This window comes from Nostoc sp. NMS4 (assembly GCF_017115095.1).
In the GTDB taxonomy this organism is placed as follows: domain Bacteria; phylum Cyanobacteriota; class Cyanobacteriia; order Cyanobacteriales; family Nostocaceae; genus Nostoc.
The window spans coordinates 1-21,300 of the sequence record NZ_JABXKI010000439.1 but is presented as its reverse complement, the minus strand read 5'-3'; the positions used below and the strand labels follow the sequence as shown (position 1 = coordinate 21,300).

The following is a 21,300-nucleotide window of genomic DNA, read 5'->3' as shown; positions in this document are numbered from 1 at the left end:
TTGCGACACTCAATCAGACAACAAGATCGCAAAGCCTTCTTGGGTGAAGTGTTTATCGTGTGTCAGTACCTCCACGATCTCCAGTTGGCGCATAGTGTGCATAGAAATGCAATCTGTCAAGCTATAGCCTTTATCGAAGCGTTGAGAATAGAGAGCTAGACCAGCTAAAAAGGATTCGCGTGTTTGTGGAATAACTTGAACCTGATCATTTTGCAGAATGCTTTGTGCTAGTTGAAATATTCCGCTTCGGGTGTATCTACCAGCAGTTGAGAAATAATTCACAAACTCAGTCAGCACCTCATCTGTTGTAATCAGTTTTGTTTGCATCAGCGATTTCTGTATCTCTTGAGTGCGGACGTGCCATGCATCTCGTGGATTAGCAAGCGCTATCCAGTAAAATGTGTCTACGAAAACAGGATTCATGCCGATGTTTTAGGAGTTCCGTAGAGATACTGGTCGTGTTGCTCTGCGCTATCTGTGTGCAAGTTAACCAGTTCTTCAGAAGGAATACTCTGAGCAAATTGCTCGAACTCGTTGAAGAGATTTTGTAAGGAGTTATCTGCTTCTTGAGGAGAAGCAATTACTTGGGTGCTATCTGCTTCCTGAATACTATCTTGATTAGAACCTTGAAAGCTAGGTTGCGCCTTTACAGACTTCAAAAGGTTCAAAATTGCTTCAATCAGTTCCTCTGGTGCTTGCTCAATTTCTCGAAGAAGTTGCTCTTTCGCCGTCATTGCTGATATCCTCAAGCAAATACTTTAAATTGTACTATTAAGTTGAACTGCGATCGCCTTTTAAAGATTATCTGTGAGATGGATAAGAAGTAGACTGTTTTAGCGATGTCTGCGACGGGCTATTCGCGATCGCCCTGACTCGACAATCAACTAGGCGAACAGCGAACCCTTGCAGCACGATGTAAAGCTGTTCTAGACTTAGAAAGATGCTAACTACAAAAAGAACAGAATAAACAATTATCTTCCCGGAGAATTGGTGTTGAACACATGATATGTCGAGTGAAAATATTCCGAGTAGCGAGTGAGAAATTTCGTTGATCTCGCCATCGCTATAATCAGGTAATAATGGCAGTATGTGGACTTGTTAGATTGCGACTTAATTGCTCATGGTTTTTATCTGTTAATACTTGAGCTTGTCTGGTAAAAATAAATTTTTATTCTTTCTATCTTTCCTTTGCTAACTGATAATTTAGCTCAAGTAATTCCCCCAAAGCCTTATTTTTGCGTCCACTAAGCGCTTGCGATCGCACTTCGTTAAAATCGCTAAAATCATTGTATAGTAAGCATTCTGCATTTTCGGATAAGTCTAATATATTCACTTGCAGGTTCCGGTTCCGTCTTTGGCAGCTTCAGGAATTCTTCTAGAGTCAAGGGTTTAGCAGGAATCTGTACCATTTAAGGTTTCCTTAACAGGGGTAAGTAGTGCTTTTATTTGTTATTCTACAGATGGATCAATCAGTTGCCACAACAGTTAATGTTACAGATTGTGGATGGACTGGTATACAAAATGGAATGTTTCAATAGAAATTTTATCAGGCGCAAAACTAGCTCTTATGATCATAACCATTGCTATAATCCTTTTAATAATCCTTGGCGGATATTGGTTTGTCTTTTATCCCAATCAAAAGATCAAGCAAATCAGAAGTAACTTGGTGGTGGAAGTTGATGGAGCAGATACTCGTTATCCAAATTTACCTTTAGGTAAGTTAGGTGTTTTTTTTGAGATTAATGAGAATCGGAAAATCCGGGTCATTTTTCCCAAGCTGACACAGGAAGGCATTGAATACATTTATTCCTGGCATAATCTTCAATCCATCCGTATTCCAGGTTCAAAGAAAACAGATACTCAAGGCAGAATAAACCTCAGAGCAGCCCAAGAACTAGCCTTCCTGATGAAGGAACATATTCAATTTGTCGAGCCAGAGATTTTAAATTTAAGAAAGCAGTGGCACAAAATCAACGAATTGCTTGAGTTAGTAGGCTCGTCAGAATTTTATGCAAGTCAACAGAAAATTTACGAAAGAGCATTATTTCAAGTGGAAAAGTTGCTGGATAAAGCTGAAGAATTACAGCAAGTATACGTTGGTTTTATTAGAGAAGTGTTGATTGGCAGAAAAGTTGCAGTATATGACCCGAATTTGCTTCCAGATGACGGTTTAGCTGTTGATAATCAGTACAAGAAAATTAGAGAAGAGTACCAAACTATGAAGGATACAGCGACGGCGTATGCTGAACTGTTACTCACACGTCAAGTCTAACCTTATGACATCAAAAGTCAGGCTATAAATTAAGTTGAAACAAAAATGACAAACATCGAAATTAACACTTGCTATGTCAAAGTTCCTAACAATTACTTAGAAATCGATGCTTATTTAGCTCAACCTGCACAAAAGGGAACCTTTGGCGCGGTGATCGTTTTTCCCGAAATTTTTGGTATCAATAGTAATATTAGGGATATCACCGAACTAATTGCTAAACAAGGATATATAGCGATCGCACCAGCGATGTATCAACGTACTGCTCCTGGTTTTGCGGCTGACTTTAGCCCAGAAGATGTCGGCTATAGTCCAGAAGCCTATCGGCTTGGGTTGGAATACTATCAACAAGTAAAATATCACGAAATATTCAGCGATATTCAAGCTGCGATCGCTTATCTAAAAACTTTACCCAATGTCAAAGATAACGCCATCGGTGTCATTGGTTTCTGTTTTGGCGGTCATGTTGCTTATATGGCTGCAACTTTACCCGATATCAAAGCCACAGCTTCGTTTTACGGTGGCGGAATTACCACTTCTAGTTATGGTGAAGACACTCCAACCATTAATCGCACTTCAGAAATTAAAGGTACTATCTATGCATTTTTTGGGACAAGAGATGCATTGGTTTCTCAGGAAGAAAACGAGCAAATTGAGTCAGAATTAAAGAAACATCACATAAATTATCGTGTATTTCGATACGATGCAGGACACGGATTTTTTGCGGGATTTTTTAAAGACCAATACCCATTTCTAACCCAGAATCCAATGTACAATCCCGAAGCTGCTCCTGATGCTTGGAAGCATGTTCTAGAACTGTTTCAAAACAACTTGTAAAGCTAGATGACTTAGACAGTGGTTGTGTTGTAGCCAAATGCAACGCACCACAATTTCAAACATGCGATCGCTCAAAAGCTAAACATCAGGACTGTCATTTCAATACAGGCTATTTCATTCTCATCTAGCCCGCCTCAGAATAAATTCTGAGGCTAATAGCAAAAGTCGTCTAAAGACGACTAATAAAGGCTTTGAGTCCACTTTAGTGGAGTTAGGATATTAGCCCGGAACTTTAGTTCTGGGCGGTTTATGTCTAGAACGAAATAGCCCTGGTGCGATCGCACTTGCTTTTACCAGTCGGGAAACCTAGCTGTGAACTACTATCAGATATTAATTCTTGCCATTTCTGAATCTCTGGATCTTGCGATTTGCAGTAATCAAGAATAGCGATCAATGCACCAGGTTTAGTAACTCGCAGGATCTCTGCAAGGGCGCGGACTGGATCGTTAATAACACAGAGGGTAAATCCTGATGCTGCTGCATCAAAACTATTATCAGGAAAATCAAGATTGCACATATCCGATACCTTGAAGGTGATGTCTGCGGCTACGCGCTTTTTACGTGCTTCATCCATCATCTTATGAGAAAGATCGACACCGACAACACTTACACCTTCAGGATAGGCTGAAAGATTAAGACCTGTTCCTACCGCAGCATCTAGTACGATTTGTCCTGGTTTTAGCTGCAAAGAAGCAATTAGGGGTTGGCGCTCAATGTGCCAGTAACGCTCCATAATCCACTGCTGCGCGATCGTAGGTTTCAATCACCTGATGTATTTGCATAGATTTTTTAACAAGCAGAACTACTGATTTTAACTCTCCGTTCAACTGTATAATCTGTTATCGCCCAAATTTTGTATATTATATTACCAACGAAATAACTTCACAATAAACACATTCTCCAATCATATTTTTTAGTCGAACAATTTTTGATAATCTAAAATTCTCCATATCTTTCTGTCCCCCCATCACAGCCCCAGCCATAATTCATAGTTCAACCATTCCTTAGCCGCAGAGGAATTTGAATGATAAATTCGGTTCCTTTTCCAGAAGTTGAGAAACACTCCAGTTTACCGCCATGTTTTTCTGTGACGATTTGGTAACTGATAGACATACCCATTCCGGTTCCTTTGCCAATGGGTTTGGTGGTGAAAAAAGGATCGAATATTCGTTGCTGAAATTCTTGAGAAATACCGATTCCATTATCAGCGATCGCTATTTCTAACCACATTGAATTAACTACCGATGTGCGAATCTTAATTCTACTAGGATTGTTCTCAATTTCCTGATAGGTACGCTTAATATTATTTTCTTCTAACGCATCAATCGCATTGACTAAAATATTCATAAATACCTGATTAAGTTGTCCGGCATAGCATTCTATTGGGGGTACAGTGCCGTAGTCTTTAATTACCTCAATTTCCGGTTGTTCTGGTTTAGCTTTGAGGCGGTGCTGCAAAATCATCAAAGTACTGTCGATACCTTCATGAATATCGACGCTTTTAAATTCCGCTTCATCGATGCGAGAGAAATTTCGCAGCGACAGTACAATTTGGCGAATACGCTCAGTACCCACTTTCATAGAAGATAATAATTTTGGTAAGTCCTCCTGCAAAAACTCTAAATCTATATCTTCGGCAGCAATTTCAATTTCTGAAGCAGGATTAGGATTGTGCTGCTGATACAATTGCACAAATGCTAATAAATCCTTGGTATATTCTTGAATATGATCGAGGTTGCCATGAATAAAGTTAACTGGATTATTAATTTCGTGTGCAACTCCAGCAACTAGTTGTCCCAAACTAGACATTTTTTCACTTTGAATAACTTGAGATTGAGTGCGCCGCAATTCCTCTAATGTATTTTTAAGTTCAATAGTACGTTCTTCTACTCGGTCTTCTAGTTCTTCCTTGCTTTTCTCTAAGGCCGTAAAGGATTCATGGAGTTGTCCTGCCATGTAATTAAAAGAGTTGGACAAGGTATCAAGTTCTCGAATGCCACTAATTTTTACTGTCTGACTTAAATTGCCGGATGCCATAGCCTCGCTTGCCAAATTCAGATGCAGAATCGGGCGTACAACCCAATGGGAGGTAAACACGCCGATCGCACAGGCAAGGATTAATGCACCAAAACAAAGTGCGATCGTGGTTTGGGTGTTGGCGTTAATTTGCGCCATGAATGTCTTTTCTGGAACACTTAGCACCAGCAGCCAATCCAAACCATACTCGTCACGCCAAGGTATAACATGGACAAAATGCCGTTTTCCTTTTAACTCCAACTTAAAATCTGTGTCTTTGGTGATAGACTCGAACCCTTTAGTTTGGAGATGTCTGGCAATGTTCTGTATTACTGGATCGGAACTGTCGATCGCCCGCAATCGCCGGATATCCTGATTGACGAGGACAAAAGGCTTCTCTGTACCAGAACTAGCGATTAATGTGCCATCTCGTTCCAGAAGAAATACCTGCCCAGACTTACTAATATCCAAACTGCGTAAAAAATTGCTGAGTTTCAACAGGTGAATATCCGTTGCAATCATTCCTAGTAAGCGATTTTGCGAATCATAAATTGGACGACTAGCAGAGGCGCTGATGTAAGGCCCCGTTGGAAAATTTGCAGTTATAATCTTTGCCCAAATAGGTTTACCTGCGGCGATGGGTTGAGTATACCAAGGTTCACTGAAATTGTTCCAACTCCACTGAGCATTGACCTGAGTTCGATTACCTTGATTATCTGTGGCATAAGTGGAATTATTATTGGGAGGCTTGGCAGTCCAATCATCAATAGTAATGGTTTTGCCATCATAACGAGCCGCTCCTATCCCTTCACCCGTCGTTAGTCCGATACCTATATAAGATAGATCATACGTTTGCATCTGATCCCAGAAATACTTGCCAAGGGTTTTGCGATGCCTACGGCTGGCTCCGCCTACGCGTACATCTAAAATTCCCCGATGAATAGCATCTGCGTTGATTCGATTAAGGGTTTGCGGAATGGAAAGATAAGACTTGAGGTGTTCATCCACGACATCACTGGTACGATCTATCACCTGTTCTGCTAAGTCGTTAACCGCTCTTTGTCCATTTTTAAAGGACAAATAACCTACTAAACTGACTGCTGCAAAAATTTGAATCACAAAGGGAACAATAAGAACAATCTGTAATGGGAACGCCTTAGCTTTGCTGAGATAGTGAGTCTTCATTACTGGAAGCTGAAAGTTGTGCTAATTTGATTTGCTTCTATAGTTCCCAAGATGTTCGCATACTCACCTTTGTTGAAATTTTTTTGTCAAACTAAAGGCGACTGTAGGGTGGAATGGTACTTTCTTAAGCAAAAATTGCTGCCCAGATCCTTAACTTGTGCAAGAAGTCAGGGATCTAAATCCAGCAGTTTAGTAAGTGAAATTTACACAGGTTTTACCCTACCCTAACCCTCCCCGTATGTATTAGGGAGGGAACTAGATTTCCGGCTTCCCCCCTTTGCAAGGCTACGGTGTATACACAAGTCTGAAACAGTTCACTCATCTGAGTTTAAGCGTAAGTTTTACCCCTCCCTAACCCTCCCCTTGCAAAGGGGAGGGAACTGTATTTCTAGTTTCCCCCCTTTGCAAGGGGGGATTAAGGGGGGTAATTCGACCGACCGTAGCTTTGCAAGGGGGGATTGAGGGGGGTAATTTGACTTGTGTGTACACCGAAGTCGTGAAGGGGAGGGAACCGGAAATCTCATTTCCCCCCTTTATAAGGGGTGATACGAATAAAATCAGCACAAAATTTAGTTTTTTAACGTAGTTTCATCAGTTCAACTTTTAAATTTGGAGTAATTTATGCAGCGTTTTCAAGTAATATCAGATAGTTTGAACATGCGGTCAGCCCCGATTGTTGACGAAGCTAATCAAATAGCAGTTCTTCCAAAAGGATGCATTGTATCTAAAATTAAAAATTCCGATAATGATAAGTGGTGGAAAGTTGTAACCATTCTTGAAGGAAAAACTTTAGAAGGTTTTGTAGCTCAGAAATTATTGAGTCCAGTCACAAAGTTTTCTATCAAGACTGTTCTTAAAATTGGTGAAATTCCTATTTTCCAGCCAGATGGAGAATCTGCATTTTTCTATGAAGCAGGTATGAGCATTAATGCTGATGGTGCGCCCAATGCTTATCATCCCGCAGATACAGGAATTGATTTTTTGGCAAATGCTGGATATTCAGATAATTGGTGGGCGCTAGTTGTAGATAAAAACGGCAATCCATTTATTCAAGGCAGTACCGATCCATATCCAGGATACTATATTTCTACAACTGCATTATTCGACTCTGGATTTGTCAAACAAGATCCACGCCGATATGTTGATTCAACAAAGATTCCGTATATTGTACTTCCGGGAAGTAGTGATTTTAGAAAAGCTACAGGCGTTAAATTAGGAGATTTTGCAGTTGTTTACAACACTAGTAATGAAAAACTTGCTTTTGCAATTTATGCTGATGTCGGGCCTAAAAAGCAGATTGGAGAAGGTTCAATAGCTCTATCTCAAGCTGTTGGAAACGATCCATTAGTACAATCAAGAGTCAAGCGAGGAATTCCCAAGGACATCGTTTATATTGTTTTTCCAGGTTCTGGGAATGGACAGCCTAGAACAATTTCAGAGATAGAAGTTGAAACTAAACGTTTCTTTGAAATATGGGGTGGCGTAGAACGAATAAAGTCTATATAAAAGTGCGATCGCATCTAGAAATTTTATTGCAGTAGAGACGTAGCAGTGCTACGTCTTTTTTTTCGGAGAGATTCGTAGAAGTATGCGTCTAAGCAATAATTTGGACTAGACCAAATTTTGAGTAAAATAGCATATCCTAACTTGTCACTGCTGCTTTCTTGCCATTTGTGCCTTCTACACTGGCAATGAATGACGGTTGCTCAGTACTCGGAGTTGGCAACTCACCTCGCAGTCCCTTACGGCGCTGGTTCTTGGGAACTCCTCCCGCCATACCGTACTCTACACTGCTTTTGCCATATCGAGTTCCCACAGCCATTAGCATGTGTTCTGTCATATCTCCTAACTCGTCTTCTGTTTCCAGCATCTCACGATATAATTTATCTATGCTGGAAAGGGCAGTATTATATGCATTTTCTCTAGTTCGCATCGTTTCGATCAGGGTTGAGAAGGCAGGTAAGCTGAGTCCATTGCCTAAATCTATATTTGGAGCAATTGAGTTTATACTAGCTGCACGACGCACTGCTTTTTCTAACACTAGAGAGGTTCTTTTTCTCCGAGCCACAATCTACACCTTCTAATAAAGTACGGTTAATATTCTTTACCTTAAAAGGTTTACGTATAGTTCAGCCTGAGAGAATTCCGGCAAATCTGCAATGGTTTTGCTACAAGTGCGATATTTGTCATAAATGCGCGAAATACTGAAATGAGAAAGCAAACTGGGGTTTGAGAAAGTAAAAGCTGCTTTTGCTTGCGGAAAACACCAAAATGAGTAAGTAAAAGCTTAGTTGACTTGCGGAAAACACCAAAATGAGAAAGCAAAAGCTGCTTTTGAGTAAGTAAAAGCTTATTTTACTTGCGGAAAACACCAAAATGAGAAAGCAAAAGTTGCTTTTGAGTAAGTCAAATGCCATTTTGCTTACTAAATTCGACTTTATCTATTTTCCCGATGCAGCGATCGGTTATAGTTATCATTGAAACTCAATAAATTATGTTACGCTGTCAAAGCTATTTGCCAGATAATAAATAGACCTAAATTCTAAAAATTAAAACTATCTAATGCAGCTTTCTCTTTTTACTGATTCTATACATCCGGCTCTTGCACCAACAAATCTTACAAGCTCACGTCATCCTATTCACAGGTGGGTAAATTTTATAGCTGGATATTCACCTGAGTTCGTTTCAGCCTGTATCCGAGAAGCTGGCTTATCTTTAGGAGATACAATTTTAGATCCTTTTGGTGGTTTAGGAACTACACCAATCCAGAGTTTACTTGATGGTTTCAGTTGCATTGCTTGTGAAGCCAATCCTTACTTTGCCGATCTTGCAATAGCAAAGTGTCAAGCTGCACTTGGCGCTATTAACCCTAATGAAGTTTTTTCTACTTTACATCAACTTGATCCTTATAAAGGAGAATTAGCAGATATCTATTCAGTTGATGCTTTAACTTTCCTAAACAAACTAATTCCAGAAACTGAACTTAGATTTCTTGTGAATGCAAGATTAAAAGAATCAGAAATTACTCCAGATAACAAACTTTTTTATAGATTGGTAGTCTCTGTTATTCTTGAACTAACTAGTAAATCTCAAACTGATGGTATTTACAAAGCACCTACAACCAAGAAAAAATCAAATTCCTTCCCAGATGCTTTGTTGCGGATTGAGTCACAAATAATTGCAGACTTCAAATTAATCACAAAAAACCAGAATATAAATTATGAGATTATTAAAGGATCTGCTCATAATTTATGTCAAAGTCCTTCTTCTATAGCATCTTTATGTATTACTTCTCCACCATATCTGAATAATTTTGATTATGCAGAAATGAGCCGAATGGAGTTATATTTTTGGGGATATGCTTCATCTTGGCGAGAAATTACAAATAGGGTAAGAAGTGTACTGATACCAAACACAACGACTATTCCAATTGAAATCAAAAAGAATCATGAACTTTATGCAAAAAAATTAAGCAATGAGTTTATAGAATCTGTCAGACCAATTATTAATGAACTAAAAAATCGGAGAAGTCATAGAGCAGGGAAAAAGGATTATTATTCTCTTGTTTTTCCATACTTTGCCGAGATTAGAAAAGTGTTTATGGAATGTTTTAGACTACTCAAATCTAACGCTGAAATTCATGTGATTGTTGGTGATGCTTACCTTTATGGAATACATATTCCCACAGGTCAACTTACTATGTCATTGCTTCAAGAAATAGGTTTTGAAAAAATGGAAATAAAGCTTTTGAGAAATAGAGGAAGTCGTTGGATTCAGTCAAAACGTGAAGGTGCAGGTACGCCAATAGGAGAGTATTGGATCTATGGAAGAAGACCTTGAATTTTCTCAAAATAGCGAGATTGATGCTACAGAATCTACTACTCTTTACAAGATAGCATCTGATGCTATGAAAGACTATATTGAAGTTTATCTCAGTCTTAGCAAACAGTCTAATGGATTTTCAAATATTCAAAATCTTGATTTGACTTCTCGTAACAGTCGTGTAGTTGTGATACATGGGCTTTCATTACAGTTAAATCCAGATACTTCAACCTCAGAAGAAATTAAACATGAGGCTGAACGTATGTTAGCAGTAACTTTTGACACTGAATTAGCAATTACAGCAGGAGTTTATGAAAGAATGCGTTTTTTCGCTAACTCTTTGGTAGATAATTTATTTAAGGAGACTGACGATCTAAAATTTTTACAGCCAGAGTATCTGTCAGCTAATCCAGGATTACTACCGTTATTTCAACAGCTAGCTGGACTGAGAAGCAAATCAGAACTAAAGCGGGAAGTTGGCAATGTTTCTGACAAAAGGATATCCAAAGTTGTTGCCAATAAAATATCAGATCGTATTAACCGCAACTTAAAAATTCGCCCTTTCTCAAAAGAGAGACTTTTACAATCTGTTGAACCTACTTTAGAAGGAATAGTGCGAGATTTGGTAGGAAAAGTCTTACTAGAAAATATAGTTGCTGATGCATTATCTGATTTACAAGTGCCTTTTACACGTGAATCAGAATACAAAAGCCTTAGAGGAGTTATTTATGATTTTCGTGCTGACTTTGTAATACCAGATGCTCAAAATCCCCTTGCTTTTATTGAAGTGAGAAAAAGTTCTTCACGCCATGCTTCACTATATGCTAAAGATAAAATGTTTTCTGCAATTAATTGGAAGGGAAGAAATAAAAAGCTTCTGGGCATTGTGGTTGTAGAAGGAGCTTGGACAAGAGAAACTCTTCGGATCATGGCAAATGTTTTTGATTATGTAACGCCTTTAACTCGTGTTTCTCAAGTTGCATAAGTTATCAGAGCATATCTAGATGGCGATGAGACAAAGCTGAAGTGGTTGATTAATTTTAGTATTGAAGAAGTAAATAGCAACAACGCCACCTAGCGGTTTCTAACCGCCGATTTAACGTTAAGTTGACAAGTATGATTTGAAAGTTTATTCTGATGCCGATCGTGGGTATGCATTAACCAGTGATGACGATCGTGAGGACAATGTACTCGACTGTTTAAGACTTATCGGTTATAAACGATAAGTTATCTGCATTATATGAATACAAATCCATATAATGCATTGTGCTATGCGAGAACATATCGTACTGTACTAATTAAATGAATAACTATCTAAATAACAGGGGCAATAAAGTTAAAATTTATGACAGAAGAACTTACTCCTATGGTTTATGAAAATTCGCGTTGTTCAGATCCCCGATTTTTAAAACAAGTTGGGGATCTGCGGTTTGCAATTGTCACGTAGTTGGTATCACTCAACTAAATTTGCTGTTGTGAAAGGATTGAGTGATTGTCTGCGTTTAGAACTTAAGCCTTTTGGTATTGATATGATTATTGTTGAACCAGGAGCAACTTTAACACAATGGGGAGCGATCGCAATTGAAAAATTATTGCAGACATCAGCTAATACTGCCTACGTAGAAGCGGCTCAAACTGGAGTAAAGCCTTAAGGTTACGGAATTCCTGTCTACTTTTGACTTCGCCAACAGCATCGGTTGCTCATTTCATCCCCTAATAGTCGAGCAAATGATAAAATATGGTTGAAATCAGGATACTATTAATGTAAGTGGCAATAACAAAAATTAACAATTAAATTACTTTTAGGTTAGTGAGGTAAAGAATTAGATGACATTCCAAAAAGTTCAAAAAGGCGCTTCAAAAAATACTGAAAGTGCGACAGCATCTCGGTTAACATCAAGACCCTTTGCACCGATAATAAAACAGACGACATCAACACCAAGTCTTGATCAACAAGTGCCACAAACTCATGAACTACTTCAAAGAAAGACAAACTTGTTAGCAATCCCTGGTTTAATGGTAGAGCCAAAAAGGAAACGACCACAATTAATTCAGGCAAAGCTGACAATTCGTCAGCCAGGGGATAAGTACAAGCAAGAAGCGGATAATATAGCACAGCAGAATGGTAGTGCAGTGCAAGCCAAATCCGTGCCATCACAAGAACTGCAACCTCAATCTATGCTTCAACTTCAGCCGAATGTAGATGGTATGACTGTTGCAACTGATATTCAAGGTTCAATCAACATAACGCATCAGGAGCAATTAAGAGACAGTGCCATAGAGTCTCTCCAGACAATACAACAGTCTAGCCTTGTAACGTCTAATATAGGAACCCAAGTAATACAGAGAGTAGAAGGTGAAGGTGCAGAAAGTCAAGATGTAGAAGGTGTAACAAATGACTCACATAGAACTCTCAAAATCTACTACAGGGAACTTTTAAAATCAAACACATTTCGTGAAGAAATCCATAATATTGTTACATCTGAACGCCCCATAAAGTTAGTACGTGATGGTTATGCAGCACATTCATCTTATAACCCTATATCTCATACAATAACGGTGAATCCTTACATTACTAAAAATACATTTAAATCACAGAAAGACATAAGTACTGCAATTTTATTTGAGCTACATAATGCAAAACAAAGTGAGGCTTTGAAAAGAGCAAAGAATGATCTCGATTTTGATACTCTAAACAGCGATGAAAGTAAATGGAAAAGAGCACCTTTCGCTTTGACATCTGAATGGATAGAATGGAGAAATGCCGCAGAAAATTCTATAATAGCACAAACCATTGATCAAGAAATCCCAGACGCTGTTGGTAATAGATATTTACGTAATTTTATTGAAACCAAAAAATGGTTAACTTTTAGGGGATACTTAGAAAAGCAAGTAGATGGACATACCAATATGTATGATCCAGATGCTAAAAATCAGGACTGGATTGGATGGGATATCTTAAAGGATGTTGAAGATAGTCCCGGAAAAAACGCACTAGAAATAACATTAGAAGAATTTAGTCCAAAAGTATCTAATGAGAAACCAAAACTTCAACTAAAAACAAACCCTTTTGAATGGACGAGTTTAAAAGCAACAAGTAAGACTGTGCAAAAGATTCAGCCAGAGTCTTTATCGCAACACGAAGATCAAGACGAAGAGATGGAGATTCCACCAACAAATGATCCCACACCAAGCAAGCGGAAGCGGAAGCGAGGCAGGGAAGATTCAGGCGAGCAACCACAAAATCTGCGCAGATCTAAAAGAATCAGTCAGAGTATTCCAACTAAAAAATGATCCAAAAGTTCAGTCACTTCGACAAAAGTAATAATGCTAACAAAGTAAATGTAAGACTACTGGTGAGAACCCATGCAACTCGAAGCAAAAGAGATTGACGTAGCGATCGCAGCCCAGTTTGTTCAATTGGTTCTGAACTGCATCAAGCAAGAGTATCCGCACAACAATATTTTCTGGCTTGAAAGTGATGAAGACATGAAGCCGCCACGGGAATTAATGCCAGCATTTTATGGTTGTTTGGATTGGCATTCTGCCGTACATGGACATTGGTTACTTGCAAGGCTAGCTCGTTATTTTCCTGATGCTGAATTTCAGACAACAGCGAGACAAGCACTAACCCAAACCCTGACTCCAGAGAAAATTCAAGGAGAGATTAACCATTTTCATCGATGTCCCTTCTTTGAGTGTCCCTATGGATTTTCATGGCTGTTGCAACTTGCAACAGAATTACATGAATGGAATGATCCTCAAGGGAAAAAATGGCTAGCTACCTTAGAACCCTTAGAAACCTTAGTTGCGAACAACTTTTATCGCTGGCTTGAAAAACTCGAACTTCCCGATCGCACTGGAGCGCACTCTCAAACCGCATTTCCACTTGGTTTAGCACTCGATTGGGCACGGAGTAGGAAGAATCAGGACTTTGCCGATCTGATCGAAGACAAAGCTCAAAAATTTTATCGGAGCGATCGCAATTATCCATTGCATTTTGAACCATTGGGTTATGATTTTGTCTCTCCCTGTCTTGCAGAAGCAGATTTAATGCGACGCATTCTTTCACCAACAGATTTTGCAAATTGGCTTACCGATTTTCTTCCCCAATTACTCACAGAAGACGCGGTAAACTCCTTGCAACCTCTACAAATAACTAAACCCAACGACTATTTACAATCTCATTTTCGGGGTCTAAATCTCAGTCGAGCTTGGATGCTGGAAGGAATAATCTCTCAATTACCCAATAACGATTCTCGACTCGATACCCTTCGTTACGTTAGTGTTTTACATCGCCAGTGCGGATTGGTAGATGTTGCAAGTGACCATTATTCTAGTAGTCATTGGTTGGGAACCTTTGTAGTTTATCTTCTAACCGCACGTGGATTAAGTAAATATAAAAATCCTATATAAGAGTTATTCAAAATACTAGCAATTTGATAACATTAACAAAAAGGGCAATGTCTACGACAGGCTGTGAAGCTATCGGTGACACCCTCTTGAGCAGAAAATGTAAAAACACTATGGCAAAGCGTAAAAAAAGCAATCTTCAGTGGATAAAAGAAACACTTGAACTAAAACCCGATCATCGTTGGGAATCTCCATCAGGCTACAAAATTTTTGTAGCAGATAGAGGCGCTGTTCGCTTCAATGTTCCCCAGGATTGGGTTTTTGAACCACAAGAAAAATCTTTCAAGTTCATGGATAAAAAACCACCCAACGATGATTGTTGCCTAGAAGTATCTTTTAATCGCCTACCCCCCAATGACTGGAGCCAATTTCCGCTCAAACCCACCTTGAAAAAAATCATGGAAGACGACAGTCGCAACGTCATTGCTAAGGGAGAAATAGTTACCATCAAGCGCCAAACCGCCAGAATTGTCTGGACAGAGATAAAGTTCATTGATACTCAAGAAGAACCACGGGAAGCTTTTTCGCGGACTTGCATTGGTTTGGGGTCAAATGTTCAGTGCTTGATTACATTTGATTATTGGGCAGATCAAGCAGAACAATTAATACCTATTTGGGATGAAGCGATGCGTAGTCTCACTTTAGGGTTGTATATCCGTGACCCGATGACTGGTCTAGCTTTCCCAGACTGAGTTACAAGAATGAATTGTGAGCATATATCAACTGGTAACAATTTCTTTTATGAAAGTCACCAGTTATTTAGTTACTTTTATCAGTAGTATGACAGACTACTAGCAATATGTTTCGGTTAAGGCAAGAGACGCGATAAATCGCCGTCTCTACAAGCGATCGCGCAAATTATTTATGCTAATTACTATGTGGCAAACATTTTATCTCAAACCTAACGAAATCGGTATCTTATATCATCGCAGTGACTTTAAGAAAATTTTGCAGTCTGGTACATATACATATTTTGGTCGCTCAAGCCAACGTAGTCAGACGTAGAGAAGACACTGCTGCTACTCGCAGTATGCTAAACATTGCTAAAGTCATGGAGGATAACCCTGTGGCATTGCGTTTAAAAGAACTCGAAGTATTAGAGCGGATTGCCGAGAAAATCGATCGCATTCAAGTTAACGGCAGCTTGGATAGTATTTTAACAGACTTGATTCGGATGAATCCGTAGCGATAAGCTCAAAAACAAGTAACGGCTTCTCAACCAACAAATTGGCTCCAACAAATTACACCTTTCTTCAAAGACGAGTTTGCATTTAAAGAGGTATTAGCTTATGGAGGTGCGATTTGTCAAGCCAATCAGCCAATAATTAAAATTCAGAGTGCAGAATTATCCTCTAAATAACTCACGTTTTTATTTTTATTCTTACTGATGATAGAAAATATTACTGTTTGGGAATACTAGAACAAGAACATAAATTACTAACCCACAGGTCTATCATGTCATTAATGGAGATTAATGAAGAAGTACTACTAGAACTTATTAATGTTGAGTTTCATTATCCAGGTAATTCCAACTCACTTCTGAAGAATGTAAATTTTAGTATAAAACCTGGAGAAAAAAAAGGAATTATTGGAGATAATGGCTCTGGCAAATCTACAATTGCTAAATTATTCCTTGGCTTATACTCACCACAAAATGGTACAGTAAATCTCTTCGGTAAAAAAGTTAAGTGGGGTCATCATTACCCACAATTAGGCTATATTGGAGATCCAGCTTATAAGCCAGGTCAACTAGGATTGCCCATAGGGATTTCTGTCAAAGAAGTAGTTGAATTATTTCAAGAAACATGGCTATTTTCAACAACAAAATCAAATCTTGTAAATTTTAAAAGTCAGCTAAAATATCTACAGAATCAACTGAATATAGCAGATTTCAATGACAGAGATGTTAGCGATTTATCTAAAGGTCAAAGAATGAAATTAATGGCATTTCTTGCTTTAGGTAAAAACCCGCTTTTATTGATTGCAGATGAAGCAACAGAAGGATTAGATGCTGATAGCTTAAAAACTGTAATTTCTGCTGTTATGCAAGCATCAAAACATCAAAAAATTGGTATGCTCTGGATTTCACATAGACGCTATGAAGTGGCAATGTTGACAGACAAAATTTATCAACTTAGTGAAGGAAAGTTATCTGAAACCTGTTTAGAAAAGTTTAGACTGAGTGTACAAACTGAACCTGATATCGATATATTTTCTGGCAAAAACTTTATTGATTTATTAACCTCTAAAGATGTCTGCTTTGACTTAATGGGACATCTATTTACTGAATCATCAGTTTCTAAATTTAGGCTTGAAGGAATTCGAGAAGAGTAACCATTTTACAACTGTAAATCCATGAATTTGATAAGAGTTTTTAAATTGACAAAGCCAGGGTTAAAAAGAGCGATTAAATTTCGTAAATCACTAATAATATGCCTCTTATGTATTATGATAACTACATTTCCAATAGGATGGAACGGTACTAGTGTTACATTTCTCTCAATACCGCTTTCTGTATATAGCTTTGATAAAGAGACTGCTTTGAATGGTTTTCTACTCGAACTTTTTGAATGGTCATGGATTCCTTTTGTTTTTGCTATTTTTATCAGTTTGCTTAAACCTTTAGAGGAAAGTTTTTCAGTTAGTCAAATACTTTGGCTACGGCTGACTCCCTGTCAGCCTTATGAAGTTGCTCTGAGTAGAGTTTTTCTTGTAATCGGGTATGGAATATGGTTAGGAGGTCTAAGTAGTCTTTGGGTAATAATAATTGCTTTTTTTCATAAGATTTATCCTACTACCTTATTTATAGAAATTTTTGGTCTTATAAGTTATGTTATTCTTTGTGGCGGTACTATTGTTGCATTTGACTTTAAGCCTTCGTTTTCATACTCTGAAAGACCTTTAGTTCCTGTAATTGCTCTACTATTACCTTTGATACTTTATGCTATTTATAGCGGTTTAAACCAAGTAATAAAGGGTAATTATTTAATATCTTTTTTCCCTTTCGCTGTTCCTATTTCTATAAATAGTATTCAAAATATATCTCACTTTGGCATGGCTGCTTTAATAGGTACATCTATGCTAGCTTTCCATGTATTTTTAAAGTTTCAATATTCAATGAATAATGATTTTGGAAATAATAATCAAGGGTAATAATGATGAAATCTTATAGATATAATTATCTTGTATCTATTACTTCCAGCCTATTGGTTTTGGTTTTTCTAGTGTTTCTCTGCTCTAGTTCAGCAATTGCAGGGCCAATAGATATTTTTTGGAAAATAGTTGCATATTTTGGAGATAGCCTCATGTACACTGGTGTTGGTGAATTGATTGAAAAAGTGGGTGATATTTTAGCAACTATGATTTTTCATGCTAATCCAAGTATTGTTCAGGTAATAATTGATCCTAACAATCCGCTTCAAGGAGTTTATCCAGGTAATTTCAAAATTATTGCCCAAATTAACAATTCTATGAAAGAATGTGCCATTACTCGCCCATTGATGTTTCGAGATTCAGTCAATTCTTTTGATTGGCAACTTTCTTCATCTGCAAGATACTTGCTGGATAGTTGTATTAAAAGTTAGTTCGGAGAGTTTCTTAACTATGAAAAGCTTATTTAAAGGTATTAGTCTAATCATTGTTGTGTTCGGCTTCCTGACGTTCTTTTATGGCTCGATCAAGATGGCTCGTACTGAAGCTCCAAGTTCCTTCCAAAGTATTGATACTGGTATCCCTAGAGTAGTAATGGTAGATCAGTCCTCTCATCTTAGAAAAGAAACTGCTCAAGCTATTGTCGGTACTTCTGTTGTAATCTTTGGAGTAGGGATAGTAGGTTTTGTAATTAGCTCACGAAGTAGCGATGGTTCAAATTCAACCAACTTGAAATAAGAAATTAAGCAAAGTGATAATTGAAGGTAAAATTTTCGATTCTCAATAAGTGGTATTTCCGGCGTGTTGTAATAGCTTAATCTTTGGCGCATTAAAATATATACTTGATAGATAAAATCTAAATTATGCCGATTCAATGGCATGGAGTCACTGCGATGTCAATTGATGAAGTTGAAAACCAGCAAAATAATGATCTAGTTCAAACCGCTACAGACTTAGTAGAAAAACTAGTAAAGGCAAAAGACAAGAAAAAATCTAAAAAATCAAAACGGATTTTTGATGGTAGCACAAAAGCTTTTACTAAGAAAATTCCCAAAAAGACTTTTGAAATTGAACTAGAGCAACTCCAGATTGAGCTAGTCAAAATGCAATACTGGATTAAACACGTCGGCTATCGGGTTGTCGTGATATTTGAAGGGCGCGATGCAGCCGGCAAAGGAGGAGTAATTAAACGCATTGCCGATCCACTAAATCCTCGTGGCTGTCGTGTAGTTGCTCTGGGAACTCCCTCTGATCGTGAGAAAACTCAGTGGTATTTTCAGCGTTATGTGCAACATCTGCCGACCGCAGGTGAAATAGTCCTGTTCGATCGCAGTTGGTACAATCGAGCCGGAGTTGAACGGGTGATGGGTTTTTGTACCGAAGCAGAATATCAAGAATTCATGCAATCTTGCCCAGAATTTGAACGAATGCTGGTGCGATCGGGCATTGTTTTAATCAAGTACTGGTTCTCCGTCAGCGATGAAGAACAAGAAAAACGCTTTCTTTCTCGCAGTCACGATCCTGCAAGGCGGTGGAAACTCAGCCCAATGGATTTGGAATCACGCGATCGCTGGGTAGAATATTCTAAAGCAAAAGATACCATGTTTGCTTACACGAATATTCCAGAAGCCCCTTGGTTTACCATTGAAGCAGATGATAAAAAACGTGCGAGGCTCAACTGCATTCATCATTTGTTGAGCAAAGTTCCTTACGAAGATATGACACCTCCTCCCTTAGAGCTTCCCTCTAGACCTGTGGCTGAAGATTATGTTCGCGCCCCCCGCAATGAGCAGTTTTTTGTCCCTCAAGTGTATTAGGGAACATTCCTAAGTCAAAACTATGGCGTACAGCGACTTTACTCTAGAAAAAGTTTCGGCTGTTTTGGGAATCACTACCCAAGAAGCCGATCTTTTTCCCAAGCTTGTACCTCTTTCTATTCCTTCCTGGTTAATTATAAATATCTCAATGGGTTTATTCTGATGATTTTTATCCATAAATCATAGCAAATTATATAAAACTGATATGATTTATCAGAAAATTTAACTTTGTTTATAAACCATTTCCATTTTCAACTTCTCAACTTCCAATCTCAACTTATCATTCTCCATCCTCAACTTTGCATTTTCCTCTCTAATCAACTCAACTTCATTCCTCTTACTCAGCGCCTGATTAATTGCCAACTTCCGCATATCTAGCGAAAACCAACGTTGATAAGTTTGGGTATGAACTTGCACACTATGTCCCAAATTATCCGCCGCCGCTTTAATTGGTATTCCCAAAATATGCGCCCGAATTGCCCAAGCATGGCGTAAATCATAAGGCTTAAAATCTAATCCTATCTTGCGAAACCACCAACTTACTCGCTGTGTTAACGCCGTTATGTCTGCATGATTTGTGTTATCTTTTTTAGCGATCGCACTTCTCAACATCTCCAAATATTTAGGATTTCTCAAATCAAACTCCTCAACCCATTGCCGATATAATGGTAATGCTTGTCTCTCTCCCGTTTTACAATCTTTATCAACTTTCCATGTCAAATCTAAATTTTCTTGACTCAACCACCAATCAATATCGGGATTAATAAAAAGTTCCCGTGGACGTAACCCAAAAACTGCTAACATTCCATAAGTCCAGCGCCAAAGTTGCCAGCTATCTTGAACATTTTGATTAACTTGATTACCTCTGTTATATTGGTAATCTTCAAACTTGATAATTCCCTCAGATATTTCCGCATCGGTCGGTATATTTCGAGAATTACTCTCAGGCATTTTGGAGTATTTAGATAAGTCAATTTCGATATTGAATGTCGCACAAAATGCAGCGATCGCCCTAGCTGCATTATACTTAGCCCATTCTTTATCAATTTGTTCAATTGAATCTATCAGATTTTCCGCAGTTACTAAATCTTTAGGATTCGTAAATCGCTTGGTTCGGGAAACGTAATAAAAAAAAGTATGTTCGCTTTTAGTTGTGCGTTTGTGAGTTTTAAAATACTCTTCTTCAAATTTTTCAAGTAATTCTCCGATGGTTTTAAAATTTTTTTTAATTGCCTCATTTACTAAATATTTATCATTCCATTCAAAAGTTTTACGAGCAATTAACTTTCCTAATTCATAAGCTTCTTCCTCAGCCGTCTTCAGTCCATCCAAGTTAGCCGGAATATTCAAACTGAGATTGTATTGTTTTCTCCCAGTACCGTTACTATCCTTGTCTCCCGGCTTAATTGGTAACGTCGCCCGTAATTGCAGACTTCCATTCGATTCTCTAATTGTTACCTTTGCTTTTGCAGACTTCAAACGCAGATTAACTTTCTCTAATTCTAATAGTACCTTCGTTCTCATCATGCGCTCTTTGTTGCTATGATTGCAGAGATAAACACAAACATCGGCTTAGGACAACATTTAGATGATGCGTGAGTCCTGAACCTGGTTATGCATTACTGTTTTTAGCCTATATTTAGGCTAAAAATAAATGTGTTATCAACAAACAATGTTTATTGCTGACATTGCTTACTGCAAACATTAGGCTGTTAAAAATATTTAAACCACAAAAAGGATTACTCCGGCCCTTATCACGGTTATGACGGCTTCGCCATCTTTGCACGCGAC

The 21,300-nt window shown here is 38.2% G+C and carries 22 protein-coding genes and 2 pseudogenes; 16 read left to right on the top strand and 8 right to left on the bottom strand.

Going from position 1 to position 21,300, the window contains the following annotated elements; genetic code table 11:
- Positions 1 to 9 precede the first annotated feature (9 nt).
- The 4 genes and pseudogenes from HWQ37_RS34530 to HWQ37_RS34515 all read right to left on the bottom strand — a co-directional run.
- Positions 10 to 423, bottom strand: coding sequence for a type II toxin-antitoxin system VapC family toxin (locus HWQ37_RS34530; RefSeq protein WP_292755894.1), 414 nt, complete (start codon positions 421 to 423; stop codon positions 10 to 12).
- Positions 420 to 734, bottom strand: coding sequence for a hypothetical protein (locus HWQ37_RS34525; protein ID WP_292755892.1), 315 nt, complete (start codon positions 732 to 734; stop codon positions 420 to 422). The genes HWQ37_RS34530 and HWQ37_RS34525 overlap by 4 nt, the downstream gene beginning before the upstream one ends.
- Before the next feature lie 443 nt (positions 735 to 1,177).
- Positions 1,178 to 1,333, bottom strand: a complete 156-nt coding sequence (locus HWQ37_RS34520; RefSeq protein ID WP_292755898.1) for a hypothetical protein — start codon at positions 1,331 to 1,333, stop codon at positions 1,178 to 1,180.
- Positions 1,323 to 1,409 (bottom strand): annotated as a pseudogene (locus tag HWQ37_RS34515) (Uma2 family endonuclease); the annotation flags it as partial. The pseudogene HWQ37_RS34515 and the gene HWQ37_RS34520, both read right to left, overlap by 11 nt.
- Positions 1,410 to 1,567: 158 nt before the next feature.
- Between HWQ37_RS34515 and HWQ37_RS34510 the strand changes: the two are divergent.
- On the top strand, positions 1,568 to 2,272 hold the full coding sequence (locus HWQ37_RS34510) for a hypothetical protein (protein ID WP_292755890.1): 705 nt from the start codon (positions 1,568 to 1,570) through the stop codon (positions 2,270 to 2,272).
- A gap of 45 nt (positions 2,273 to 2,317) precedes the next feature.
- Entirely contained in the window at positions 2,318 to 3,106 is a 789-nt protein-coding gene (locus tag HWQ37_RS34505; protein WP_292755888.1) for a dienelactone hydrolase family protein, read from the top strand.
- 253 nt (positions 3,107 to 3,359) lie between these two features.
- On the opposite strand, the gene HWQ37_RS34500 is transcribed toward HWQ37_RS34505, so the two are convergent.
- Entirely contained in the window at positions 3,360 to 3,869 is a 510-nt protein-coding gene (locus HWQ37_RS34500; RefSeq protein ID WP_292755886.1) for a class I SAM-dependent methyltransferase, read from the bottom strand.
- Positions 3,870 to 4,099: 230 nt separating this feature from the next.
- Positions 4,100 to 6,307 (bottom strand): sensor histidine kinase, encoded by a 2,208-nt coding sequence (locus HWQ37_RS34495; RefSeq protein WP_292755884.1) that lies wholly within the window; start codon positions 6,305 to 6,307, stop codon positions 4,100 to 4,102.
- Between the two features lie 621 nt (positions 6,308 to 6,928).
- Between HWQ37_RS34495 and HWQ37_RS34490 the strand changes: the two genes are divergently transcribed.
- Positions 6,929 to 7,813: a glycoside hydrolase family 75 protein gene (locus HWQ37_RS34490; RefSeq protein ID WP_292755882.1), complete on the top strand. Its 885-nt coding sequence runs from the start codon at positions 6,929 to 6,931 to the stop codon at positions 7,811 to 7,813.
- 136 nt (positions 7,814 to 7,949) lie between these two features.
- On the opposite strand, the gene HWQ37_RS34485 is transcribed toward HWQ37_RS34490, so the two are convergent.
- Positions 7,950 to 8,375: a hypothetical protein gene (locus tag HWQ37_RS34485; RefSeq protein WP_292755880.1), complete on the bottom strand. Its 426-nt coding sequence runs from the start codon at positions 8,373 to 8,375 to the stop codon at positions 7,950 to 7,952.
- Positions 8,376 to 8,869: 494 nt separating this feature from the next.
- Between HWQ37_RS34485 and HWQ37_RS34480 the strand changes: the two genes are divergently transcribed.
- The 13 genes and pseudogenes from HWQ37_RS34480 to HWQ37_RS34420 all read left to right on the top strand — a co-directional run bounded on the left by HWQ37_RS34480 (position 8,870) and on the right by HWQ37_RS34420 (position 19,672).
- Complete coding sequence (locus HWQ37_RS34480) at positions 8,870 to 10,147, top strand: hypothetical protein (RefSeq protein WP_292755879.1); 1,278 nt, start codon at positions 8,870 to 8,872, stop codon at positions 10,145 to 10,147.
- A complete protein-coding gene (locus tag HWQ37_RS34475; RefSeq protein ID WP_292755877.1) occupies positions 10,131 to 11,114 on the top strand; it encodes a hypothetical protein in 984 nt (327 codons plus the stop codon). Before HWQ37_RS34480 ends, HWQ37_RS34475 begins: the two co-directional genes overlap by 17 nt.
- 445 nt (positions 11,115 to 11,559) lie before the next feature.
- Positions 11,560 to 11,781 (top strand): hypothetical protein, encoded by a 222-nt coding sequence (locus HWQ37_RS34470; RefSeq protein ID WP_292755875.1) that lies wholly within the window; start codon positions 11,560 to 11,562, stop codon positions 11,779 to 11,781.
- A 175-nt stretch (positions 11,782 to 11,956) separates the two neighbouring features.
- A complete protein-coding gene (locus tag HWQ37_RS34465; RefSeq protein WP_292755873.1) occupies positions 11,957 to 13,423 on the top strand; it encodes a hypothetical protein in 1,467 nt (488 codons plus the stop codon).
- 72 nt (positions 13,424 to 13,495) lie between these two features.
- Positions 13,496 to 14,545, top strand: coding sequence for a DUF2891 domain-containing protein (locus HWQ37_RS34460; RefSeq protein WP_292755871.1), 1,050 nt, complete (start codon positions 13,496 to 13,498; stop codon positions 14,543 to 14,545).
- Between the two features lie 110 nt (positions 14,546 to 14,655).
- Positions 14,656 to 15,234 (top strand): hypothetical protein, encoded by a 579-nt coding sequence (locus HWQ37_RS34455; protein WP_292755869.1) that lies wholly within the window; start codon positions 14,656 to 14,658, stop codon positions 15,232 to 15,234.
- A 287-nt stretch (positions 15,235 to 15,521) separates the two neighbouring features.
- Positions 15,522 to 15,728 (top strand): annotated as a pseudogene (locus tag HWQ37_RS34450) (slipin family protein); the annotation flags it as partial.
- A gap of 269 nt (positions 15,729 to 15,997) precedes the next feature.
- A complete protein-coding gene (locus HWQ37_RS34445; protein ID WP_292755867.1) occupies positions 15,998 to 16,876 on the top strand; it encodes an ATP-binding cassette domain-containing protein in 879 nt (292 codons plus the stop codon).
- A 114-nt stretch (positions 16,877 to 16,990) separates the two neighbouring features.
- The gene (locus HWQ37_RS34440; RefSeq protein WP_292755865.1) at positions 16,991 to 17,695 is read left to right on the top strand and encodes a hypothetical protein; all 705 of its coding nucleotides are present in this window, start codon (positions 16,991 to 16,993) and stop codon (positions 17,693 to 17,695) included.
- 2 nt (positions 17,696 to 17,697) lie between these two features.
- Positions 17,698 to 18,126, top strand: coding sequence for a hypothetical protein (locus HWQ37_RS34435; protein ID WP_292755863.1), 429 nt, complete (start codon positions 17,698 to 17,700; stop codon positions 18,124 to 18,126).
- 97 nt (positions 18,127 to 18,223) lie between these two features.
- Positions 18,224 to 18,430 (top strand): hypothetical protein, encoded by a 207-nt coding sequence (locus HWQ37_RS34430; RefSeq protein WP_292755861.1) that lies wholly within the window; start codon positions 18,224 to 18,226, stop codon positions 18,428 to 18,430.
- 125 nt (positions 18,431 to 18,555) lie between these two features.
- Positions 18,556 to 19,509, top strand: a complete 954-nt coding sequence (ppk2, locus tag HWQ37_RS34425; protein WP_292755859.1) for a polyphosphate kinase 2 — start codon at positions 18,556 to 18,558, stop codon at positions 19,507 to 19,509.
- 22 nt (positions 19,510 to 19,531) lie between these two features.
- A complete protein-coding gene (locus HWQ37_RS34420; protein WP_292755857.1) occupies positions 19,532 to 19,672 on the top strand; it encodes a hypothetical protein in 141 nt (46 codons plus the stop codon).
- 59 nt (positions 19,673 to 19,731) lie between these two features.
- Here HWQ37_RS34420 and HWQ37_RS34415 read toward each other — a convergent pair whose 3' ends face one another.
- Positions 19,732 to 21,033: a site-specific integrase gene (locus HWQ37_RS34415; protein ID WP_292755896.1), complete on the bottom strand. Its 1,302-nt coding sequence runs from the start codon at positions 21,031 to 21,033 to the stop codon at positions 19,732 to 19,734.
- Positions 21,034 to 21,300 lie beyond the last annotated feature (267 nt).